This window comes from Victivallis vadensis (assembly GCF_003096415.1).
In the GTDB taxonomy this organism is placed as follows: domain Bacteria; phylum Verrucomicrobiota; class Lentisphaeria; order Victivallales; family Victivallaceae; genus Victivallis; species Victivallis vadensis.
In genome coordinates this window covers 1-21902 of the sequence record NZ_QEKH01000004.1, presented here as the reverse complement: position 1 = coordinate 21902, position 21902 = coordinate 1, and the positions used below count along the sequence as shown (strand labels likewise).

Genomic DNA, 21902 nt, shown 5'->3' with positions numbered 1-21902 from the left:
GTCTTGGAATTTTTTTCGTTTTGCCATAATCGATTGCGGCTCAGGCGATTGAGTGGTGGAAAAAAAGCACGGAAAACTCTCCTCCTTGAGGATTGAAGAAATCCTCGAACCGTTTGAAATACATCTTGATACCGGGGGAAATATCCATGTCAATAATACAGAAAATAGTGGCGAGCTGGCGGGGATATCGAGGCCTGCGTGTTTAATGTTCCTGAATAATCCGGATCCCCCGCATCTGTCGGCGGCCAAGAAAGAGGAATTGGCCGCATTGATACATCGATACCAGTATCGTTCCAATTGGGCGGCGCGCAGTCTGCGTGGCAAAAAGCTTCAGCTCGCTAGGGCGGCTGTGGGAAAACGGCTACCAGACCTTGCTGGGAGGGAGATTTCCCGGATGGCGCGGATGCCGGGCGGCGCCGGTTTCGTCGGGCCGGTCATCCGGATTACCGAAAATCACGATACATTCGACATCTGCACTGAACGGCATGAATGAGGCGTTGAGGAAGAGTGGGGGGGGATTCGGTCCAGCCTGCTGTGTTCATTCCGTATGATGTGGAGTCAGCCGGGTATCTGCGGGCACTGGGCGTGGAGCGGATCGCCGCGTATGCCGTGGAGCTGATGCACGCGAAACTGGCGGAGGAAGAAATCCCCCCCGGAAAGTGCGCTGGTTTGAGCCGGAACTGGTTGTGCGCCAAAGCTGTATTCCTGCCTCACATTGATGGCGCGTGGTACTGCCGGCCGGTTCCGATGAGGTAGAGGATTGACGGGGTGACACGCAACGGTCCCTTGCCGGGAAGCTGCGGAGCGCCGTCCCATGTTTCCACCCGGTATGGAATGCCGCCTTCTGGCTGGAACGTCTGAATGCCGTGAACGGTCCAGAGCGCGGTTACCTCGACTCCGTCCGGGCGGCTCCAGCGGGCCTGCCGGATATTTCCGTATGAGGTGATTTCGGGACGGCTGGAGCCGGGGGGGCAGTTGCGGATCAGCGCGGCGTATGCCTTCTGCGCCGGTTTGTCCGAGAAATCGCGCCGGACAATACCGAAGTGCGCTTCCCGACCCCGGTTCCATTCTCCGGCCCGGAACCGGTAGTTGAACACCTTTTGCACCCCTTCGGAAAGAGCGAGCAGATATTCGCGCGGCAGAAGCTGCGCTTGTTCCTTTTCGGTGACGCTGTCCGTTCCGGCGGCGTCCACCGCGACGATGATGTTGCCCCGAAGGTTGCTGTCTAAGCGGTAGAGTGCGGCGATTGGCATGCGGTAATTTCCGTTGACTCCATAGGCGATCGGGATCAGCCGGTCATTCCCTTTCAGATTGGCCCCGTTCAGGAAGCGCATGCCGGGGCGGTGGGTGAGGACGAGGCCGGGAAACTCTTCGCCCGCCTCGGTGGCGGCCGTCGTGCGGGGAACCCCCGGCTTGAGCCAGAACGCCTCCTGGCCCAGGTGGAGCTGCGGCAGCAGTTGGCCGTCGATCTGTACGGTGCGGAACAATCCGGGAGTTTCCGATTCGCGGAAGTCGAAATAGAACGGGAAGCCGCCCGGCAGGATCAAGGTTCCGCCCCGGCGGACATACTCCGCGACCGCTCCGATTTGAGAGGCCGGAAAGCCTTCGCGCCCCGGCAGCGCCAGGATCGGGCAGTCGGCGACCGGCACGGTGCGAAGCTCGTCGAAGGTGAGCTGCCGCCGCCGTTTCCACTCCGGCAGGTAGTCGTCAATTCTGCCGGTATGGAACAAAGTGCGGTCATCCGCGATCACTCCGACCGTATCCCGCTCCGGGCTGAAGCCGAGTTTTTTCAGGGCAGGGGGGACCGTTTCGCGGGCGAGGAGAAAGCGGTCGGGGGCACTGGAGTTGCCGATTTCGGTGATCCAGACCGGCTTGTCGATCCCGTATTTTTTCATCAGGGCCTTGAGGTCGCGGATGCGCAGCGGCAGTTGCGACTCCGGCACGTTGCGCCACTGGTAGGGGTGAAAGTTCATCACGTCGAAGCTGTCGCCCGCCCCGGCGCGGAACACTCCCTCCACGAACTCCATCGGCCTGCCGAAGTCGGAGACGCCGGTGAAAAGCACCCGGGCCCGCGGATCGGCTTTTTTGATGGTCCGGTACGTCGCCTGCAGCAGCGCGGCATAATTAGCCGGATCGGGCTTTTCACCCCACGGGCGGTCGCAGTCGGCTTCGTTGATCACCTCATAGCAGTCGATCCTGCCTTTGTAGCGGCTGACGCAGCGCTCCACATAGTTGAGCCAGCGTTCGAGGTTGCGGAACGGGGGCTTGCCGTGGGCGGGCAGTTCGCCGCCGAGGATCGGCAGGACCTTGACCCCTTGCCGGCCGGCCTCCCCGACCAGCGCATCCCAGCGGGTGAAGTTCCATTTGCCCGGCTCCGGCTCCACCTGCGACCAGTCGAGGTCGGTACGGACGAAACCGATGCCGGTCCGGGCGATGCCCGCAAGCTCCTGCTTCATCTCCTCCGGCGGCATCCGGTTCAGATGGGCGCAGACGCCGTAAGGGGAGTCCGCCGCGGTCAGCGTCAGCGTGGCGGCGGCCAGCAGTCCGGAAAAGAGTAGACGTTTCATTGTGCCTTGAACTCCGGTTGAGCGCCGGGGGCGGTGCGGAAGTACAGGATTCCGGGCGTGGCGTCGAATACGCCGTTTTCAAGTTTCACCTCGTTGCCGAGGAAATCCGTGACGGTTTCAAATGCTCCGGCAATCCGCATTTTCCGGGTGCCGGAGGTTGACCAGACCGCATGAATCCGCGCGCCGTCCGGCAGCGGCCACACCGCGGCCTGAACACCGGGAGCCGGAGTGGAAAGCTCCACCGGGCCGGAACCTTCAGGACGGAGCCGGGTCAGCGTTTCAAACGCGCGGGCGGCGGGTTTCGGCGAAAAGTCACGCCGGACGATGCCGAAGTGCGCCTCGCGGCTCCTGTTCCACTCTCCCGCCCGGAACCGGTAGTAACAGATGCCTTCGACCCCTTCGGCGAGCAGCAGCAGATATTGGCGCGGCAGCAGTTGCGCCTGCATCTCCTCCGAGGAACATTCGTTCTGGATCCCCGGCATCAGCACGAGGTTGCCCTTGAGGTCGCTGTCGAGGCGGTAGAGTGCGGCGACCGGAGCTTTGTATTCACCCTGAACGCCGTAGAAGATCGGGATCATCCGGTCATTCTCCTTGAGATTTTCGGCGGTCAGGAAGCGGCCGGTCCAGAACTGGCGCGAATTGAGGCCGGGAAAATTTTCACCGGGAACGATCTTCGTCGCATTGGCGGGGACGCCCTGCCGGGTCCATGAGGCCTCCCAGCCGTAGTGGAGTTCGCCGGAGCACTGGCGGGTGAGCCAGGCGTTGGTGAACATGCCGTCAGGCTGTTTTTCCACATTGAAATAGAACGGGATGCCGCCGGGGATGATCAGCGTGCCGCCCCGCTTCACATAGTCGCGCACGAAACCGAACTGGCGGATCGGGAATCCTTCCACGCCGGGCAGGATCACCGCCGGGCAATCTTCGACCTTGAGCGCGGCCAGTTCGATGAACTTCAGAGGCCGCACTTTCTTCGCTTCCGGCAGGAACTCGTTGACCTGCAGGTGGATGCCGTCGGCGTAGCAGAAATTTTCATCGTCGCGGATCACGCCGATGGTGCGGGATGCCGGATCGATCGCCAGTTCCTTCAACGCGGCGGCGGTCGCATCATGGACGAATTGCACTTGCTGTTCCCCCGAGGAGTTGCCGATTTCGGTGACCCAAACCGGTTTGTTGAAATTGTATTTCTTCATCAGTTCGCGCAGTTCGGCGACTTTGTGGCGCAACTGCGCCTCCGGCACGTATTTCCACTGATAGGGGTGGAAGTTGACGCCGTCGCAGTAGTCGCCCGCTCCCGCCGTGAACGCCTTTTCGAGGTATCCGTAGGGATTCCGCACGAAGGAGACGCCGGAAAACAGCACCTTCGCCGCCGGATCAATGGCCTTGATTGTTTCACAGGTCTTTTTCAGCAGTTCGGCGTAGTGTTCCGGATTCGGCGTTTCGCCCCACGGGCGGTCGCAGTCGGCTTCGTTGATCACCTCGTAGGCGGCGATTTTTCCTTTGTAGCGTCTGACGCTCTCGGCGACGTACCGCAGGAAATCCTGCTGGTTGCGGTAAGGCGGGCGGACCGGCTTGTGGAGTTCGCCGCCCAGAATCGCGATCACGGCGACGCCCTGTTTGCCGGCCTCCTCGACCAGCGCGTCCCAACGGGTGAAATCCCATTTGCCCGGCTCCGGTTCCACCTGCGACCAGTCGAGATCGACCCGGACCATCCGGGCGCCCAGTCCGGCCATATCTGCCAGCTCCCGGCGCATTTCCTCCGGCGGCATCCGGTTCAGGTGCGCACACATGCCGAACGGCGAAGCCGCGGCGGTCAGGCCGAGGGCGGCCGCCCCCAGCGTACAGAAAAACAGTTGATTCAATTTCATAATCCTGAACCTTTCAATTGGTGCTTCCGGTGGCTTTGTAGTAATGGGTTACGCCCATCGGGGAGGCTTCCAGTTCGGAAGCCCCGGAGCTTTTGACGTGGCCGTCCATATAAGCGGCGTTGGCCCGCCCGCTGTGAATCAGGTGAATCCGCGACTGCTCGACTTCGCCGCGCGGCGAAAAGATGAAGAAGGTTCCCTGATCGCTCAGCCGAAATGTATCGGCCAGCATGATGAATTCCGTCGGTTTCCTGTTCCGGACGGTATTGTAAAAATAATTGGAAGAGTAGAGCGTCGGGTCGCCGCCATCCGGCCGGTGCAGGAAGTCGCCGAACTCCTTCTTGATCCGGATCGCGTAATCCCAGCCGTCGGTACTGGCGTTGCCGAGGTAGGAACCGTAGGTGCGCGTCTCCCAGATGCCGCTTTCGTTGTTCATCGCCCGCGCGGAATTTTCACTCGGGTTGGAGGGGCAGCTCAGCATTTTCCAGCCCGGCAGATAGCGGTTGTTGTACAGAACGCGCCCGAAAATCTTGTTGTCGGAGCGGCCGACCATCAGCCCCCGGTAGTCGTTGCCGTAGAAAATCTGCGCTTTGATGATCTGTCCGAGTCCGTTCAGGCAGCTGGCGCTTCGTGCTTTCTCCCGCGCCTGATTCAGCGCCGGGAGCAGCATTCCCGCGAGTATCGCAATAATGGCTATTACTACGAGCAGCTCAATAAGGGTGAATTTGCAGGAACATTCCGTCACACGACCGCGGCATTTCGCCGTTGAAATGAATTTCCGTCTCATGCTTCTTCTCCTTGCAGTTGAAATTTATGGTATGTAACAGCGGTATATCCGTAGAGCAGCGGCAGGATTCCCACTCCGGCGCAGCGGGAGAAATCGATCCGGCGGAGGAGCCGGGCGGTCCGCTCAAGGAGTGTTTCAGGGAATGGGAAGTCGTCGCTGTGGGCGATGGTGGCCAGATAGTTGCCGATGCCGCGCAGCAGCGCGTTGGGGCGGGCGTATTCGTCGCGGAAAACCGGGTTCAGGTAGCTTTTGCCGCCGAACAGCGCGGAACCGCCGTCCGGGGCGAGCGTCACGGGCGTTACCTTCATCGGCAGTTGCCGCCAGTTGTCGTAGAGCATTCCCCAGTCGCCGTCGAACTCCTCGGCCTCGCGCAGCAGCGCCAGCAGCCGGGGGCAGGCGATCGCAGCCGCCGTGTGCATCGCACGTCGCACACCGGATTCCAGCTCCGGGGCGATGCCGCTTTCGGCAAAGAAATTCAGAGACAATTGCATCTGGATGACCGGCATGTCCCACCAGTCCGCTTCCGGATTCATCGTCAGGGTTTCCCGCAGCCCTGCTGCGGCGTAGCGGCGCATCAGTTCGTAATAACGCGGTTCGCCGGTCACGCTTGCGGCGATGCCGTAAATCATCGGCAGCCGCAGCGCCTCGTGCGGGGCGCAATTCCACATTGTCGAAACGATCGCGGGCCGGCCATCCAGCCGCATCAGGTTGCAGGCGTTGGCTGGAGTGACGATCCGTTCGCAGTAGTCCGCGACGGAACGCAGGAATGTCACGCCCCGTTGCCGCAGCCGCTCCGGGATCACCCCGCCGCCTGAGAGAAAACGCCACATCCCGTAAGTCGCCAGCGTGAATTGGTCGCGTGAGGAGTTGCCGTAGCAGCTGCGTCCGTCGCGCGGGGAAATGCCGCGCGCGACAAAGCCCGGCGTACCGTGGACTTCCGCGCACCGGATCAGCCCTTCCGCCGCGAGCCGGGCGAAGTCGGAATCCTCCTCCCGGCGGAAGCGCAGCAGATCGAGCAGAAAGCCGCCGTTGAGCGCGCAATCTTCCATGCCGGTACTCCAGCCGCACGGATTCGGGAAACCGAGGGCAATCTCCTCCGGCGAGGGCAGATGGGCGAACCGCCGGGAATGGTCACGGCTGGTCACATAGTCGTATACCAGACCGGTTTCCTCGCAGAACAGCGTGTGCCGGATGCGGCGCCACGCACTTTCCTGCCAGGTGTGTTCATCGAAATTCATAGAGGGCTCCGTGTATGGAAACTTGTATTTTCTTCTGCAGTATAGTATAGTGAAAAAATATTTAAAAACAACACCTGATTCTGATTTGATGTTTGAAAAAACGGCAATTATATTTGAAATCGGAACATTATGAAAATTCTTGAAGACATTTCGGCGTTCCGCTGGGAACCGCTGCCTCCTCCCTGTTATTTTCAGGGAATGGAATTCTTCCACCGCCGTTCCCGCCGCTCCTACCGGATGCGGGCGCTGCCCGCCGGTATTGCGGATGACCTGTTGCGGATCGATTGCATCTGTGAAGTCGATCTGCTGCGGCAGGCCCATTATATGCGGCGTTGCGCTCCCTTTCTGTCGATCGAATATGTGAAGCAGGGATCGCTGCTGGTGCGGCAGCGGGGGAGGGCGTATGAGCTGGAAAAGGGCGAAATTTTCCTGATGCAGCCGCAGATGGAGAATGAGTTTCTGTCGGGAGAAGGCGGCTGCCGGAAGATTTCGGTGATGATTGTCGGAAAATTGCTGGAATCTTTTCTGGCGGAAAGCGGATTGGGGATGCGGGATGTCGCCGCCGGTCTGGACAGCCGCCACATCGAACGGCTGTTCCAGGAGATCGAGGAGTTGGCCGACGAGACGCCGGATGACGCTTCCTGCCGCAACTCCCGGCTGACCTTCGAGTTTTTGCAGTCGCTCCGGATTCCATCCGGTATTCATGAGTTGCCGGAATTGCTGGCGGAGCTTCGGGAAGAGCTGGAGCTTCACCCGGAATGCGACTGGTCGCAGCACCGGATGGCCGGGCGGTGCGGCTGCTCCTGTACCCATCTGGTGCGGCTTTTCCGGAAATATTTCGATACGACTCCCCGGCAGTATCTGCTGGAATTGCGCATGCGCCGCGCCAAGCAGCTGCTCGCCGATGAAAAACTTTCGGTCAAGGAGATTTCGGCCCGGGTCGGCTATGACAATGCGCTGAACTTCTCGACGGGATTCCGCAAAAGGTTCGGCATCTCTCCGAGTGAATACCGGAAGCAGCTCTCGATTTTTTCGTAATTTCGCGGGGGGATTGGAAAAAATAACGTTTTTTACCGGAACGGCTGTTGACTTACAGTAACTCTAAGGATTAGATTGGAATTGCAGGATATAAGGAGTGCAAGCAATGCTGTTGTTCGGATTCATTCTGCTGAGTTATATCATCTGCCGGGCGATATTGCCGCTGCGGCTGCACTGGGGCTGGAAAGCGGGACTGGTGCTGGCGGCGGCGCTGGCCGCCTTCAAGTTCCATATCCTGCACTGGTTCGGCGGAGAAATGTTCTTCGCGCCGGAGCTGCCGGTGCCGGTACTGCTGGGGGCGGCGTGGTATTATGCAGTCTTTTTCCTGTTTTTCTTTCTGCTGGCGGGGGCGGATATCGGCCGGGGAATTGTGCTGGCCTGGATGTTCTGCCGGGGCAGGAAGCGGACGGAACGGTTCCGGGTTGTCGGGAACCGGGTCAATCTGGCGCTGCTGGCGGGGGCCATGATGCTGGCTGCAATCGGAATTGCCGCCGGGACCGCGGTACCGGAGGTCCGGGAGGAACGGATCGAACTGGAGCGGCTGCCACAGGAACTGGAGGGCTTCACGATCGCGGTGCTGGCGGACCTGCATGCCGATACCCTGACCCGGGCCGGCCGCATCCGGGCGATTGTCGAACGGGCCAACGCCTGCAGCCCGGACCTGACCGTGATCGCCGGGGATTTCGTGGATGGAAGGGTTGTGGAGCGCGGCGCGGAGCTGCGTCCGCTTGAAGAGCTGCGCGCAAAATACGGTGTGTTCGGGGTGCCCGGAAATCATGAATATTACTCCGGTTACCGGGAGTGGATGCGGTTTCTGCCCACGCTTGGAATCAGGATGCTGGAAAATACCGGTGAAACAATCGCCGGCGGCCGGTTGACGCTGGCCGGAGTCACCGATCCGGCCGCCGTCCGTTTCGGGCTGGAAGCGCCCGACATCCGGGGCGCATTCGCCGGAACTCCGGCCGAAACCGTCAAAGTTCTTCTGGCCCACCAGCCGAAGCTGGCGCCTGAAGCCGCCGCGGAGGGGGCGGATTTACAGATTTCGGGGCATACGCACGGCGGGCTGATCCTCGGCTTCGACCGGCTGGTCGCCCGCTTCAACGCCGGATTCGTCTCCGGCTTCTACCGGGTTGGCGCCATGGCGCTGTATGTGACGCGGGGCAGCGGAATGTGGAACGGGTTCCCGGTCCGGCTCGGCGTTCCCTCCGAAATCACCCTGCTGCGCCTGACGCGGGGCGGAGGCGGATGAGTCCGCTTACAACCGGGGGCAATTGAAAAACAGACCGGAACGGGATATATTAAAAATATTGCTTTTTTATTGTTTCCCCTGTTGACTTGGAGTAACTCTGAACTCTATATTGAAGTGACGGAGCGGAAAATTTGCTTTAAATGATTCCGGGGGATGCCATGAGGAAGAAACTGAGGTCGGACTTGAAGCCGGCACCTCCTTGCCGGACGCAGGGGGCGCGGCATGAGGCGGATGCGTCCTGCGCATTCCGCTGTTCAAGGCCGTTCACCCTCATTGAGCTGCTCGTGAATATTACTCATAAAATATACAATCAGTCCCCGTATGCCGTTCAGCGTAAAAGAGAGGGGGGCGGGGGAGAGAAAGCGGCGATTTGCGCCGCGTCTCTCCCCGTACCAAGCAATCCCAGCTTTTCGCTTACTTCCGGCAAGCTCTCACGCCTTTGCCAATGCTCTGCAAGCGGCGAGCCGGAGCAAAAACGTGAAGTTGCCTTTCCGCAGAAAAGCGGGAAGACAACTTCACGTTATTGCGGCTCTTCCTTCCCCGCCGGCCGACTGCGCCTCCGCCTGTCGACCGCCCCGTACCCGGCACCGGCACCTTGCCGGACGCAGGGGGTGCGGGGGGCGGCGGATACGCCCCCCGCATACCGCCATATAAGGCAGTTTACCCTCATTGAGCTGCTCGTGGTGATAGCCGTTATCGCGGTACTGGCGGGGATGATGCTGCCGGCATTGAACAAGGCGCGGATGAGGACGCTTTCGATCAACTGTACGGGCAATTTGAAACAGATCGGGACGGGGATGCAGAGCTATGCGGCCGACTGCGATTACTTTCCGGGGGCCTACCTTTCGGGGAGCGGGGCGCACTGGTACGAACAATTGAAGAACTACCTGCCGGATCATACGCCGGTCTACCGCTGTCCGGCGGAACCGGAGTCAAAAGCCTATGGGACGCGGGATGTGCTGATCAGCTACGGGGTGAATTCGTGCAACTTCTCCGAACCGTATGACAGCGGCTATCCCTACCGCTTCTGGAACCCGATCAAGACTTCCCGGATCAGGCACGCCTCCCGGACGGTGATTATGGCGGATACGCCGGGGGGAATCTACTATTTCGGCAGTACGCGGGATTTCCGCCGGAATCTGGCGGTGCGCCATCCCGGCAACAGCTTTAACGGACTCTTCTGCGACGGCCATGCGGAGACGCTGCATTCGGAAGGGGCGGATTCGCGCCTCTTCGATGCGGCTGGAATCGGCGTGCCTGAGCTGTGAAGGAGTGGATATGAGGCGCGGTTTACTCCATCTTGCGGCATTGGCGGCATGCCTGGCGGCAGGCTGCGGGCGCGAAGCCCCGAAGGATGCCGCGCCGCTGCGGATCGTATCGACTTCGGCGGCGGCCACGCATATCCTGCTGGCGCTCGGTGCGGAGGAGGAGCTTGCGGCGATCGATTCGCACGGCTCGATCGTTCCCGGAGCGGAACGCATCCCGGTCGCCGGACGCGGCAGCGTGCTGTCGCTGGAGGAACTGACCCGGCTCAGGGTGAACCGGGCGGTGCTGTGGTATTATCAGCGGGAACTGGCCGCTTCGCTGCGCGACCGCGGCATCGCGGTCACGACGGTGCCGCCGCTGCGGCTCGGCAATTACGCGGAGTTGGTGCAACGCCTCGGGGAGTTGACCGACCGGAAGCGGGAAGCGCAGAGGCTGGTCGGGAAATTTCAGGCCGCGCTGCCGGCGGCTTCGGAAAAGACGGGGCCGAAAGTTTACTGGGAGCTGTACGGCCCCGGCCGGGCGGTCGGGGAGGAGTCCTATTTCGGGGACCTGCTCCGGCTGGCCGGAGCTGAGAACTGCGCCGCCGGATCTGCCGGAGGCGGCAGCGTCAGCCTGGAGGCGGTGGTGGCGCGTTCGCCCGAAGTGATCCTGTTTATGGAAGGCTCCGGCTCGGCGGCGGAGATCGCCGCACGGCCCGGCCTGGCGGGAACGCCGGCGGTGAAATCCGGCAGAATCCATCCGGTCGACCGCGTCCGGGTGCTGGAGGGAGTCGATCCCGCCGGAGCCGTCCGCTATCTGCATGAATTGATCCATCGGAAGGAAAGAAAATAGAATGGCCTTTTTCAAAATCACGTATCACGATACTCTGCATTTTGCGACGCTTCACAACTACGGATGCACTTTTCACTGCTCGTTCTGCAGCTACAAGCTGCGCAGCGGCGCGGAGGGACGGCCGGGGTTTTCCTGGCCGAAGCCGGAGCGCTTCCCGACGGTGGAGGAACTGAAGGAGGCGCTGCGTTCCGTCGCCCCGGAAAAAGTGTTTTTCATGGGGGGCGAGCCGACCGTCGCGAAGGAGCTGCCCGAACTGCTGGCGTTTGCCAAACAGGAGCTTGGCGCGGTGACCCGGCTGGGGCACACCAACGGCAGCCGCCTGCCGCTGGAATTTCTCGACGGGGCCAATGTCGGCTTCAAGGCGTGGAGCCCCGAACTGCACCGCCGGATTACCGGCCGCGACAAGAACCTGATCTACGACAACTTTGCCGCGGCATGCGACGCCGGGCTGGAGATGGCCGCGAACATGGTCTATGTGCCGGGACTGGTGGAGCTGGATGAATTCGCGGGGACGGTGCAATTCCTGAGCCGGATTTCGCCGGAGATTCCGTTTCATATCATGGGGTATATCCCGGTTCCGGGCGAGCCGTACCGCCGTCCGACTGACGCGGAGATGGAGCAGGCGGAGGCGCTCTGCCGGACGTATCTGCGTCACGTGGCCTCCTCCCACCTGACCGACGCCGAAGCGCTCGACCTGACCTGCCGGGATCACCGGTTCCGGGTGAGAACGGTTCTGTGAGACCGGGCGTCTCGGTATATTCCTGTTTTCAATATAAGTATTCTTGAAAAAAACAGTTCCGCATGATATAGTTGATATGAAAACATTTTTTTGTCACAGGGAATTCGCGAAAAGCGGCATTCCCGCTTTTTGTTTATAATTGTCCGGTCATTACAGGCTCTGCGAGCCGATTTCCTGTCTTATGCGGTTCTGAATATGAGGAAAATGAAGAGATATATCGGCGTTCTGCTGTTGCCCCTGCTGATGTTGTCGGGGATGTCTGAAGTTTATGCGGGCGGAGGTTCGAAGACGGTCCGGGTAAAACGGATTCTGCTGATCGATTCTCATTCCTCGTCGGATGTTTGGACTGAAGATTTGCGTAACGGTCTCCAGCACTGCCTGACCGAGCAGGGAGTGATGGCCAATTATGAGAATTTCGAATTGGGAGTGCGTTACCGCCCCGGCATCGTGCCGTCCTCCGGCGATATCGAGGCGCTCCGAACCAAGCTGGCCTCGACCCGTTACGACCTGATCGTAACCAGTAACAATGCCGCGACCGATCTTTTCCTGGCGGGAGAGTTGCCGGTGCCTGCCGGAACTCCGCTTCTGGCGAGTTCCTACAACGGACCGCTGGCGGAGCGAATTCCGGCGGGCATGAATCTGACGGGAATCGAAACCGCTCGGACACTGCCTGAAACTATTGCGCTGGGGCGGCGGCTGAAGCCCGAAGTCCGCAGCATGGTCGTAGTGGTGGATGCCTCGGCGGACGGTCGCTTTCTGGGAGGGGATGAGCTGCCGGAACTGCTGAAGAAGCTCCGGACCGACTTCCGGGTGCTCAGGGGCTCGGATTATACGACTGACGAGCTGCTTGAGCAGATCAGTGCTTTGCCGAAGAATACCGTCCTGCTGTTTCATTCCTGGGCGTCTTCCCGGGAGGAGGAGCCGGAGAACAGCTATACGGCGCTGCCTCAGATCCGGCAGCGTTTCTCAGGCCTGATTCTCGGGCGGTTCGACTGCTATATGCAGTTCGGTTCCGCCGGCGGGCACGTGGTGGACGGTGAAATGCAGGGCAGGCAGGCCGGAGCGATTGCGCTCCGGTTGCTTGCCGGGGAACGTGCGTCCGGGATTCCTGTGCAGAAGGGCGGAAGCCTGCTGCTGCTCGACGAGCCGGAACTGGTGCGGTCCGGAGTTCAGCTCGAAAAGGTGCCGCCGGATGCGACGCTGCTCAATGTGCCGCCGGGTTTCCTGATCCGGTACCGGGTCGAATTGGCTTATGCGGCATTGGCGGCCTGTTTCCTGTTTCTGCTGGGATTGGCGGCGGTATTGTTCCGGCGTCAGGCGCAGCGGAAGATGGAAGTGCTTTTCCGAAACCTGCCGATGCGCATTGCGGTGGTCGATGAAGAGGAACGGGTTCTTTACGCGCATATCCCGGACGACGCCGCCGGCGATTTCAGCGGAGGCTTTGAAAGGCTTGAGCAACTGCCTGACGAGAGCCGTGAACAGTTCGTTGCCGCAGTGGTGCGGACTTTCCGGACGGGGGAGCGGTGCGGAGTCGATTATACGGCGCATCGCCGGGCGCGTCATGCGGAGTTTGTGCTCCTGCCTCGGCGCAACCCTTTCCATACCAATGCCGTGATGTGGATTTCGGGCGATATGACCGAATTGCACGAGGCGCATCTTGAGGTGGCACAGACCGCGGAGCGGTTCCGGCTGACATTGGAGGCGATCGGGGACGGAGTGATCGTGACCGATCCCGGTCTGCGTGTCACGTTGGTCAATCCGGTGGCGGCGGAGCTGACCGGCTATTCCGCGGAGGACGCCTCGGGCCGGAAGCTGGAGGAAATTTTCGACATCGTCAGTTATCTGGATGGATCCAAAGTCGAATCTCCGCTTAAAAAAGCGCTGGCCACCGATTCCGTGGTGGCGTTGGCCAACCATACGGACCTGATCGCCAGGGACGGAATGCGCCGGCATATCGCCGACAGCGCGGCTCCGATCCGGGATGCGGCGGGGCGGATCACCGGCGGCGTGCTGGTGTTCCGCGATGTGACCGAGGAGTATGAAAAGCGCGACCGGCTGCGGTTGAACGGCGTGATTCTGAAGAATGCCGCCAAGCTCGCGAAATTCATCTATTTCTGCTGCGATGAGCAACAGACCTTTTTCGTTTCGGAGGAGGACAGCGGCTTCTGGCCGAAGCGGGACGGGAAGCCCGTTCCGGCGAAGGAGTGGATATTGCCGGAGTACCTGGAGGAGTTTGAAGAAGGATGGCGCCGGCTGCGGAGTGGAGAAGTTGAAACGCTGAACCTGCTTTATGCCGCCGGCTTTTCCGGCGAAAAGAGATATTTCGAATTGCGCATGGAGCGCTCCGTCAATGAAATCAGCGGACGGCGGGAATTCTGCGGCATTATCCAGGTGGTCACCGAGGCGCGCGAGAACGATCTGCGTTGCCGCGACAGCCTGAAATTGCTGGAGAGCATCCGCGACAATCTGCCCGGCTATCTTTTCGTGAAGGAGGCGGACAATGAATTCCGCTATCTGATGTGCAACCACGGCTTCGAGGAGCTGACCGGCATGTCCTCCGCGCAGATTCTGGGCAAAATCGATCCGGAAGTGTTTCCGATGGATGAGGCGGCCGCCGCCAAGTTCCGTGACGACGATGTGCGGCTGGTCGAATCGGGCGGCCAGATGGATATGCAGGAGTTCGCGACCAACGCGCAGGGACGGCGGTTGATCGTGAGAACCATCAAGAATGTGATCACCCGTTCGGACGGCACACGGCTGCTGATCGGCATGGGGATCGATATCTCCCGCCAGTATCATCTGGAGCAGGAGCAGAAGCGGACTATCAACACCCTGAACGACTATGTCAACAGTGAGCGCATCATCAACCAGTCCCTGACCCGGATCACGCTTGAGGAAGATTTCGACCGGGCCGTCAACGGCATTTTGCGGATCATCGGCGAGAATGCCGGAGCCGACCGCTGCTATATATTCCGCTACACCGACGCGGAACTGACCCGCTGCAGCAATGAATACGAGTGGGTGCGGGACGGAGTCGAACCGGCGATCGACATGCTTCAGAATGTCGATATGACGCGGTTTTCGGCGTGGACTGCGGAGCTGGCCGCCGGGCGGGATATCGTGGTGCCGGATATGACCGAGCCGCCGGAGAAGCTGAGCAGGGAAGTAAAGTTCCTCGAATTCCAGCACATCCGTTCGCTGCTGGTGACGGGGATTCAGTGCGACGGGAAGCTGTACGGATACGTCGGGTTGGATTTCGTCCGGGAGCGGAAGGAGTTTTCCGATTGCGATATCCATACGGTGCACAGCATTGTGAATCTTTTCCTGCTGGCGCAGGAGCGTTTCCGGCAGCTTGAACGGATTGCCGACAGTGTGGCGCTGCAGCGGCAGATTGTGGAGAGCATCACCATCCCGATTACGATCGTCGACCCGGAATACCGCATTATTTCGGCCAATCCCAGCGTCAGCAGGGAGTGCGGCCGCACTCCGGCGGAGCTGGCCGGTACGAAATGCTATGAAACGGTCTGCCGCAATCCGGAGCCGCCGCCGTGGTGTCCGGTGCGTCTGACTCTGCTGGACGGTCAGGAGCACCGGACCGAGAACGAATTGAACAACCGCCGTATCATTTCCACTGCCCAGCCGCTGCTTGACCGGCAGGGCAAACTGATGTACGTGTTGACTTCGGATATCGATATCACGGAGTTGAGCCGCCAGAAGCAGGAGCTTCAGAAGGCGATGGAACAGGCGCAGGCCGCCGACCGTGCCAAAAGCTACTTCCTGGCCACGGTAAGTCATGAGTTGCGTACGCCTTTGAATGCGGTGATCGGTTTCAGTGAGCTTCTGCAGGGAGGGGATGTCGCGGCGGCGGAGCAGCTTGAGTATCTGCGTTCGATCAGTTTCGCCGGCAACGCGCTGCTGAACCTGATCTACGACGTGCTGGACCTCTCCAAACTGGAGGCCGACCAGTTGAATCTGGTGCTGGCCGATACGGACGCCGGTCAGCTGGTTCAGGAAGTGGTTGCGGTATTCCGGCTGAAGGCGATGGAAAAAGATCTGAAGCTGACCGTGGAGTGCGTGAATCTGGAGCAGCCTCTCCGTCTGGACAATCTGCGGCTGCGTCAGGTGGTGCTCAACCTGGTGGGAAACGCGGTCAAATTCACTTCCGCCGGAAGCGTGTCGGTGCGTGCGGTGTTCCAGCCTGATCCGGGCGGTGAAACCGGAATGCTGATCATCCGGGTGGCGGATACCGGGCCGGGGATTTCTCCGGAGAGCCGGAAGAAAATTTTCGATCCGTTCGTTCAGGGAGAATCCACCCGCGGAACCCACAGCTATGAGGGGTCGGGCCTCGGGCTGGCGATTTCACAGCGGCTGGTCAACCGCATGGGCGGGGAGATCCGGCTGGAGAGTGAGCTTGGCAGCGGGAGTGTTTTCACGGTCCGTATCAATCAGGTTCAGCGTTCGCAGCCCGGTTCCGCCGGTCTCGCGGTCTGCCGGTCCGCCGGCGGCGGCAGCATGGCGGGAAGCGCTTTGCGGGTGCTTCTGGTGGATGACGTGCCGATGAACCTGAAGGTGCTTGGAGCGATGTTGAAAAAGCTGAATATCAGGAGCGTTTCCGCCAATTCCGGGCCGGAGGCGCTGCGGCTGCTGGATGAAGGCGATTCATTCGACCTGGTGCTGACTGACCTGTGGATGCCGGAAATGAGCGGTTCGGAGTTGGCGGAGATTCTGGCCGGCGACGAGCGGTTCCGGTCGGTTCCGGTCGTCGCGGTGACGGCGGATACGCAGGCTGTTTCGGAAGCGCCGAAGCGGTTTCAGGGAATCCTCCTCAAGCCGATTACTCCGGAAAGCCTGGAAAAGATCATCCGGGAAGTTCTGGAGCGGAAATAGAGAATAACTGTTGCTCCGATCGTCGGGAAAGGCGAGGTGAGACGATGACAATTGACATTCGTTTGCGGATTGTTGCGGTGCTGGGAACGGCCGTTGCGGCATTCGCGGCGGAAGGAGCCGAAGGGGCCGCGGAGCGGTTTTCCTACCTGCCCGGAATTTGCGGGCTGGCAGTCGGTCTGGCCGGCGTGGCCGTCGCAAGAGGATTACCGCCGCATCCGCAACGCATGCAACTTCTGCTTGCCGGCTTTTGAACGGGAGCGCCACCTGAAGGAGATCAGGAACTGCGTGATACTGCAGAAACAGATTTTCGACAACATACGGCAGAATTACCCACGTGGCGGAGAGCGCCATTGATCTCACCGAGATCAACGAAGGCAAACGGAAGCTGGAGGTCGCGATGCATGCGGCGCAGGCCGCCGATCGGGCCAAAAGCTATTTTCTGGCCGTCGGCCCGCAGCAAGAACCTGACGTTCCGGCTGGAGCTTTCGCCGGGGTTGCCGGAGTTGGTGAAATTTGACCGCAAACGGTTGCGGCAGGTGATCGTGAATATTCTCGGCTTCCGGGGCCGCCGCGCTGGAAATTCTGAAGCGGGAACAGCCCCGAGTGATTCTGACCGACCTGTGGATGCCCGGCATGAGCGGCATCGAACTGGTGGAGCACCTGACGGAAGATCTCCGCTGGAAGCAAATACCGGTGATCGCCGTGACTGCCGACGTGCAGATCGCCGCGGAGAAGCGGGCATTGTTCACCGATCTGCTGCTGAAGCCGATCACCTTGGATTCCCTGCGCGAAGTGCTGGGGCGTACCCTGAGAGTTTATCCCTGAAGGACGCCCCGGGACGGTTCAGACCAGTTTGAAGTAGACCGCGCCGCCCCACAGCGTGCCGAGGATCACCCAGAGGATCACGCCGTGCAGGACCGGCTTGAGGCCCAGTTCGCGTATTCTGGCAAAATCCAGATTGGTGCCGATCAGGAACAGTGTCAGCAGCATCAGGTGCTTGGAGATGTCCTGCAGCACCAGACCGGTTCCCTTGAGCGCCGGTATCACCGTGATCAGCGCCGCGGCGAGAATAAAGCCGGGGATGAACCACGGAACCTTGATTTTAAGTTTGCGCTTTTGCCCTTCGGCAACCGGAGTGTCGCGGTGGACCAGGTAAGCCAGAAACAGCGATACCGGAATGATCCAGAGGGCGCGGGCGAGCTTGACGGTGGTGCCGATCTCCAGTGCGGTTTCGCCGTACTGCATGGTGGCGCCCACCACCGAACTGGTGTCGTGAATCGCCAGTGCCGACCAGATGCCGAACTGGGTCTGCCCGAGGCCGAGCAGGTGGCCGAGCGGCGGAAAAATGAGCAGGGCGGCCGCATTCAGCAGAAACACGATCGCGGTTGCCAGCGCGATGTCGTGCGCTTTGGCCTTCAGGACCGGAGCCGCCGCCGCGATGGCGCTGCCGCCGCAGATGGAGGTGCCGACGCTGATCAGCAGCGTGGTGTCCCGGTTGAGCTTCAGCTTCCTGCCGAGCAGGATGCCGAGGCCGAGGCCGAGTGAGATGCCGACGAAGGTGTAGAGCAGTCCCTCCGCTCCCGCTTCGAGCACGCGCGGCAGGTCCATGCCGAACCCCATGCCGACGATGGCCAGCCCGAGAAAGGTCGGCACCAGCCGGTGGGAGTGTTCCTGAAAGGGATTTTTCAGGAACCAGGAGAAAAGCGCGCCGGTCAGCACCGCCGCCCCCGATGCGTAATTGCTGAGGGCCGGGACAAACCATGTCGCCGCGAAAAATACCGTTGCGAGAATCAGATAACTTGCTTTGATCAACATAGGGAACCTCCTTGTATGGTGGATAAAATAGTATTCTTTAATGCTAATTTGAAATTATCGTTTATTATTGATTGATAATTAAAAATTATCTGTTATATTGATCAGGGCAGGACAGGAGGAAAAGGAAATGCTGGATGCGAAGTGGAAGATTTTCCAGATGGCGGCGGCGACGTGCAATTTCACGCAGACCGCCGCCGCATTGGGAATGAGCCAGCCGAATGTGACCGGGCAGATCAGGAAGCTGGAACAGGAGTTGGGGGTGGCGCTGTTTATCCGGGATGGCCGGCAGCTGCGCCTGACCCGTCCGGGACGGGTGTTGCTTCTGGAGGCGGAGTCACTGCTGGCGCTGTCGGAAAACGCGGTGCGGATGGCGCGGAATGCGGCGGCGGACGTGTTGAGCTTTCAGTTGGGCGCGACGATGACGGCCGGCGGTTATGTGCTGCCGCCGCTGGCCGCGGAGTTCATGCGCGAGCACGCGAACCGGCGTATTCATCTGTGCATCGCGAATACGGAGGAGATTTCGGACAAGCTGAAAAAACGGTTCTTTGACCTGGCGCTGGTGGAGGGGGCTTTCGACCGGGAGCTTTTCCTGTCGCGGACGCTGTTGGCCGACGAATTGCTGCTGGCCGGTTCGCCCCGGCTGCCGTTTTTCCGCGGCGGCAAAGTGGAGCTGGCGGAGCTGGCAAAGTCGAATCTGCCGCTGCTGCTGCGGGAGAAGGGGTCCGGAACGCGGTTTTACACGGACCGGTTTTTCCGGGAACACGGCTTCCGGCCCGAGCGTTCGGGGCGGATTCTGGAGCTGAACAGCCCCGACGCGATCAAGTCGATGCTGCGGACCGGGTTCGGGGTCACGGTGATTTCGGAGCTGGCGGTGCGGGATGAATTGAAAGCGGGGACGCTGGCGGCGGCCCGGTTCGCGGAGGGGGAGGTCCGGCGGGAGATGAACTTCATCTATCTGCCGAACGATTCACTGAAATTCAACGAGGAGTTCATCGCCTACTGCCGCCGGAAATACCGGCCGTAAATCTGGCCGAAAGCGAGAATCGCCACAGTCGCGTCGTCGAGCGCGCCGAAAAAGGGGATCGCATCCGGGATCAGGTCGAGCGGTGAGATGATCCAGAGGATCGCGAACAGCGTCACGAAGATCAGCCGGGGGACGACGGCGATTCCGGCGAGGGGGGAGTCGACTTCGGTGAGTTCCGCGGCGGGTTCGAGCCGGACGCCGTTGCGGTCCGCCCTGAAGATCAGGATGCGCCGATGCTCGACCAGGTCGGCGAGAAGCCGGGAGGCGGCGGCGCGCAGCGCGTCAGGGGAGAGCTGCGGGAACTCTTCGCGCAGGATCGCCAGTACTCCGGCTTCGCGGAGGCTTCCCCGGCGGCAGGCCGTCAGCGCGATCCGGAAAGCGGCGCGGAACCGGGCGCGCCCGGCGACGGAGCCGAGCGCGTCGAGGATGTTCCGCGTCTCCATCAGCCTGCGGCAGGGATGCCACTGCAGCATGGCGGCCCCGGCCAGTGCGATCACGGCGGGGATGAAGCAGCGGTTGCTGCCTTCGGCGGAGAAGAGCGCGGTGAAGGTGAAGCCGCCGAGGATCAGTCCGACCACGCCGAGCCGGATCGCCGTTTTCCGGAAACACATTCCGGTCAGCAGCAACAGCAGGATCACGAGCAGGGCAGGGTTGCTGAAGATGTCGCGCAACAGGGCCGGCACCAGCCGGGCGATTCCGGTCAGGTCCAGAGCGGAATGGGTCCAGCCGGCGAGGGTTTCCACCAGCGAGCCGCCGGTCCGGGCCGCCGGGGATTTTTCGGTGATCCGGCAGAGATACAGGGTGAACGGCGCCAGAAAGATGACCTGAAGCAGCAAATTGACGCCCCGGACCGGGCCGAACAGCAATCCCTCCCACGCCAGCGACGCGACGATCAGCACCGCGATGGCCGGAACCAGCAGGTTGGGTTCCAGCCGGAAACCGTACCGGCCGAACCATGGGTCGGCGAGCAGGAAAAACAGCGCGGCGCACTGCAGGACGGTGGCGGGATACCATTTCCAGTCGCGGATTCCCGAGATGCCGGGGTGCGGATAAAACGGTTGAAGCATCGCGGTCCTCCTATTGTTCCAATCGGCGTTCAAGGTCGTCGATTTCGCGCTTGAGATCGCGGTGGTGCGTGGGGCGGCCGTCTACGGTCTGGAAGTTCCAGAAGTACCATTTGGCCGACCAGATCCGGTAGAGAATATCGCAGCGCAGCCGGGCGAACCGGCGGCTGTCCAGCCGGGAACGGCACAGGGCCAGCGCCGCTTCCCGCTCGGCAAAGCCGGGTTCGTCCGGAAAGGCAGCGGCTCCGGCGGCGAGCCAGCAGCCGGTCGCCGCCAGCGCGTATTGCCACGCGATTTCGCTTTGCTGGTCGGCGGTGACCGCCGAAGCGCCGAGCAGCGGGCGTAACATGGCGAGGCGTTCTTCCGACATCTCTCGCAACAGCTGCGGCGCTTTTTCCTGCAATCCGGCAAGGGCGGGAAAACTCTGCGGCTGGAGCCGGGCCAGTGTGAGCTTGGCGACCAGATGGTCCGGGGAACAGCCGAGAATCCGGCGGCACTCGGCGGCGACGCGCACCGGTGCGACCGGCATCCGCCACTCCCAGAACTGGGCCAGCAGCGCCTGGGCATTTTCGGCCTGTACAGGATCGGAGGATTCCAGCACCCGGCGCACCGCGGGGGCCAGCAATGTGAGGGCTTCTCGGATTTTGCCGTGATTGTGGAGTTCGCGTGCCCGGCGGAGCAGCTTCCGGTCGGAGTCGGGCAGCGGTTTTTCCTCGGCGATCGCAATCGGCGTCTCTTTCGGCGCGGCAAAGCGGCTGTGCGGAAAGAACAGATACATCGCAGCGCACATCGCCGCCAGCGCCGGAACGGTCAGCAGCAGAGAACGCCATGAAAAGGGGGCGGAGGCATGCAGTTCGCGCTGCAGTTCGCGGAATTCGGCGGGAGGCAGCAGGTCGCGGACCGCCTCCTCCCGTTCAGCGGATGAAAGGGGGCGGACGCTCTCTTCGGGCAGTTGTTCATCGCCGCGGGGCGTGAGCCATGGTTCCATCGGTGTTCCTCCCTCCTAATATAGTACAACTGTGGCGGAATGCAACAAGGACGGCAATTGGAGAGTTGGCAAATTATGGAAATATGGTTGATTGACGCGGGAGAGTTTTGTGATAAACTTTTTTCCCTTCGTGCGTATAGCGTGTCCGGGGGCGGTAATGGGGAGAAAACAGGTTGTCTTCGTGCGGAAATCCCCGGTATGTGATGCCGCAGAGGTCCAATATTCCGTAAAGCAGCCGGTCGGTCTGGTGAGGGCGGGAACGGTTGTTCTTCAGTTGCTCCGCGAAACCGGGGCGGAGTCGCCGGTATTCCGGAGAGAGCCAGACAAACAGCGGAACTTCATAACAGGCATTGGCATCCGGGTCACGCGCCCGCCAGTCTGCCATTCCTGGATAAATGGCTTCACCGTGATCCGAAAAGTATAATAAAAAAGAAGGATGTTTTTGAATTTTCGTTATTGTCCCAAATTTTGTGAAACACACTTGTAGTTTCCAACGCCGATAACGACGTTGCCGATAATTTGCATACGTTTTTGCCAGTAGTCCTCC

18 protein-coding genes are annotated in these 21902 nt (G+C 60.9%); 10 read left to right on the top strand and 8 right to left on the bottom strand.

The features are described from left to right. The first annotated feature begins 52 nt into the window (after positions 1 to 52). Positions 53 to 493, top strand: a complete 441-nt coding sequence (locus tag C8D82_RS20535) for a hypothetical protein (RefSeq protein WP_133245041.1) — start codon at positions 53 to 55, stop codon at positions 491 to 493. A 217-nt stretch (positions 494 to 710) separates the two neighbouring features. Here the strand turns inward: C8D82_RS20535 and C8D82_RS03410 are convergent, their stop codons facing one another. The 4 genes from C8D82_RS03410 to C8D82_RS03395 are packed head-to-tail and all read right to left on the bottom strand — an operon-like array spanning position 711 to position 6454. After that, positions 711 to 2567, bottom strand: a complete 1857-nt coding sequence (locus C8D82_RS03410; RefSeq protein ID WP_116882869.1) for a beta-galactosidase — start codon at positions 2565 to 2567, stop codon at positions 711 to 713. After that, entirely contained in the window at positions 2564 to 4432 is a 1869-nt protein-coding gene (locus C8D82_RS03405; protein WP_116882868.1) for a beta-galactosidase, read from the bottom strand. The genes C8D82_RS03410 and C8D82_RS03405 overlap by 4 nt, the downstream gene beginning before the upstream one ends. Positions 4433 to 4445: 13 nt before the next feature. Further along, on the bottom strand, positions 4446 to 5216 hold the full coding sequence (locus C8D82_RS21020; protein WP_147835506.1) for a prepilin-type N-terminal cleavage/methylation domain-containing protein: 771 nt from the start codon (positions 5214 to 5216) through the stop codon (positions 4446 to 4448). Beyond that, positions 5213 to 6454: a hypothetical protein gene (locus tag C8D82_RS03395; RefSeq protein WP_116882867.1), complete on the bottom strand. Its 1242-nt coding sequence runs from the start codon at positions 6452 to 6454 to the stop codon at positions 5213 to 5215. The genes C8D82_RS21020 and C8D82_RS03395 overlap by 4 nt, the downstream gene beginning before the upstream one ends. A gap of 129 nt (positions 6455 to 6583) precedes the next feature. On the opposite strand from C8D82_RS03395, the gene C8D82_RS03390 reads away from it, so the two are divergent. The 8 genes from C8D82_RS03390 to C8D82_RS03350 all read left to right on the top strand — a co-directional run bounded on the left by C8D82_RS03390 (position 6584) and on the right by C8D82_RS03350 (position 17289). Then, the gene (locus C8D82_RS03390) at positions 6584 to 7492 is read left to right on the top strand and encodes an AraC family transcriptional regulator (protein WP_116882866.1); all 909 of its coding nucleotides are present in this window, start codon (positions 6584 to 6586) and stop codon (positions 7490 to 7492) included. Between the two features lie 106 nt (positions 7493 to 7598). After that, positions 7599 to 8741, top strand: coding sequence for a metallophosphoesterase (locus C8D82_RS03385; protein WP_116882865.1), 1143 nt, complete (start codon positions 7599 to 7601; stop codon positions 8739 to 8741). 158 nt (positions 8742 to 8899) lie between these two features. Further along, complete coding sequence (locus C8D82_RS03380) at positions 8900 to 10009, top strand: type II secretion system protein (protein ID WP_133245053.1); 1110 nt, start codon at positions 8900 to 8902, stop codon at positions 10007 to 10009. Positions 10010 to 10019: 10 nt separating this feature from the next. Then, a complete protein-coding gene (locus C8D82_RS03375) occupies positions 10020 to 10838 on the top strand; it encodes an ABC transporter substrate-binding protein (protein ID WP_165832804.1) in 819 nt (272 codons plus the stop codon). A 1-nt stretch (position 10839) separates the two neighbouring features. Beyond that, the gene (locus tag C8D82_RS03370) at positions 10840 to 11577 is read left to right on the top strand and encodes a radical SAM protein (protein WP_116882862.1); all 738 of its coding nucleotides are present in this window, start codon (positions 10840 to 10842) and stop codon (positions 11575 to 11577) included. Between the two features lie 204 nt (positions 11578 to 11781). Then, positions 11782 to 16464, top strand: coding sequence for a PAS domain-containing protein (locus C8D82_RS03365; RefSeq protein WP_116882861.1), 4683 nt, complete (start codon positions 11782 to 11784; stop codon positions 16462 to 16464). A gap of 334 nt (positions 16465 to 16798) precedes the next feature. Then, entirely contained in the window at positions 16799 to 16981 is a 183-nt protein-coding gene (locus C8D82_RS03355) for a hypothetical protein (RefSeq protein WP_116882859.1), read from the top strand. A 29-nt stretch (positions 16982 to 17010) separates the two neighbouring features. Further along, positions 17011 to 17289: a response regulator gene (locus C8D82_RS03350; protein ID WP_116882858.1), complete on the top strand. Its 279-nt coding sequence runs from the start codon at positions 17011 to 17013 to the stop codon at positions 17287 to 17289. 18 nt (positions 17290 to 17307) lie between these two features. On the opposite strand, the gene C8D82_RS03345 is transcribed toward C8D82_RS03350, so the two are convergent. Next, positions 17308 to 18279, bottom strand: coding sequence for a YeiH family protein (locus C8D82_RS03345; RefSeq protein WP_116882857.1), 972 nt, complete (start codon positions 18277 to 18279; stop codon positions 17308 to 17310). Positions 18280 to 18406: 127 nt separating this feature from the next. Here C8D82_RS03345 and C8D82_RS03340 point away from each other — a divergent pair, with 127 nt between their 5' ends. Continuing rightward, positions 18407 to 19303, top strand: coding sequence for a LysR family transcriptional regulator (locus C8D82_RS03340; protein WP_116882856.1), 897 nt, complete (start codon positions 18407 to 18409; stop codon positions 19301 to 19303). Here the strand turns inward: C8D82_RS03340 and C8D82_RS21530 are convergent. From C8D82_RS21530 to C8D82_RS21015, 3 genes are all read right to left on the bottom strand, one after another. Beyond that, entirely contained in the window at positions 19276 to 20370 is a 1095-nt protein-coding gene (locus C8D82_RS21530) for a YkvA family protein (RefSeq protein WP_207776059.1), read from the bottom strand. The two genes, C8D82_RS03340 and C8D82_RS21530, sit on opposite strands and share 28 nt — an antisense overlap. A gap of 10 nt (positions 20371 to 20380) precedes the next feature. Next, positions 20381 to 21355 carry a hypothetical protein gene (locus C8D82_RS03330; RefSeq protein ID WP_116882855.1) on the bottom strand — a complete coding sequence of 325 codons (975 nt, stop codon included), beginning with the start codon at positions 21353 to 21355 and terminating at the stop codon, positions 20381 to 20383. Positions 21356 to 21428: 73 nt separating this feature from the next. Next, positions 21429 to 21836: a sulfatase-like hydrolase/transferase gene (locus C8D82_RS21015; RefSeq protein ID WP_147835494.1), complete on the bottom strand. Its 408-nt coding sequence runs from the start codon at positions 21834 to 21836 to the stop codon at positions 21429 to 21431. Between the last annotated feature and the right edge of the window lie 66 nt (positions 21837 to 21902).

Coding starts and splice junctions, on each gene's coding strand:
- C8D82_RS03380 (WP_133245053.1), top strand. CDS start 8,900: ATGAGGAAGAAACTGAGGTCGGACTTGAAGCCGGCACCTCCTTGCCGG.
- C8D82_RS03395 (WP_116882867.1), bottom strand. CDS start 6,454: ATGAATTTCGATGAACACACCTGGCAGGAAAGTGCGTGGCGCCGCATC.
- C8D82_RS21530 (WP_207776059.1), bottom strand. CDS start 20,370: ATGCTTCAACCGTTTTATCCGCACCCCGGCATCTCGGGAATCCGCGAC.
- C8D82_RS03340 (WP_116882856.1), top strand. CDS start 18,407: ATGCTGGATGCGAAGTGGAAGATTTTCCAGATGGCGGCGGCGACGTGC.
- C8D82_RS03405 (WP_116882868.1), bottom strand. CDS start 4,432: ATGAAATTGAATCAACTGTTTTTCTGTACGCTGGGGGCGGCCGCCCTC.
- C8D82_RS03365 (WP_116882861.1), top strand. CDS start 11,782: ATGAAGAGATATATCGGCGTTCTGCTGTTGCCCCTGCTGATGTTGTCG.
- C8D82_RS03410 (WP_116882869.1), bottom strand. CDS start 2,567: ATGAAACGTCTACTCTTTTCCGGACTGCTGGCCGCCGCCACGCTGACG.
- C8D82_RS03385 (WP_116882865.1), top strand. CDS start 7,599: ATGCTGTTGTTCGGATTCATTCTGCTGAGTTATATCATCTGCCGGGCG.
- C8D82_RS03345 (WP_116882857.1), bottom strand. CDS start 18,279: ATGTTGATCAAAGCAAGTTATCTGATTCTCGCAACGGTATTTTTCGCG.
- C8D82_RS03330 (WP_116882855.1), bottom strand. CDS start 21,355: ATGGAACCATGGCTCACGCCCCGCGGCGATGAACAACTGCCCGAAGAG.
- C8D82_RS03370 (WP_116882862.1), top strand. CDS start 10,840: ATGGCCTTTTTCAAAATCACGTATCACGATACTCTGCATTTTGCGACG.
- C8D82_RS21020 (WP_147835506.1), bottom strand. CDS start 5,216: ATGAGACGGAAATTCATTTCAACGGCGAAATGCCGCGGTCGTGTGACG.
- C8D82_RS03375 (WP_165832804.1), top strand. CDS start 10,020: ATGAGGCGCGGTTTACTCCATCTTGCGGCATTGGCGGCATGCCTGGCG.
- C8D82_RS03390 (WP_116882866.1), top strand. CDS start 6,584: ATGAAAATTCTTGAAGACATTTCGGCGTTCCGCTGGGAACCGCTGCCT.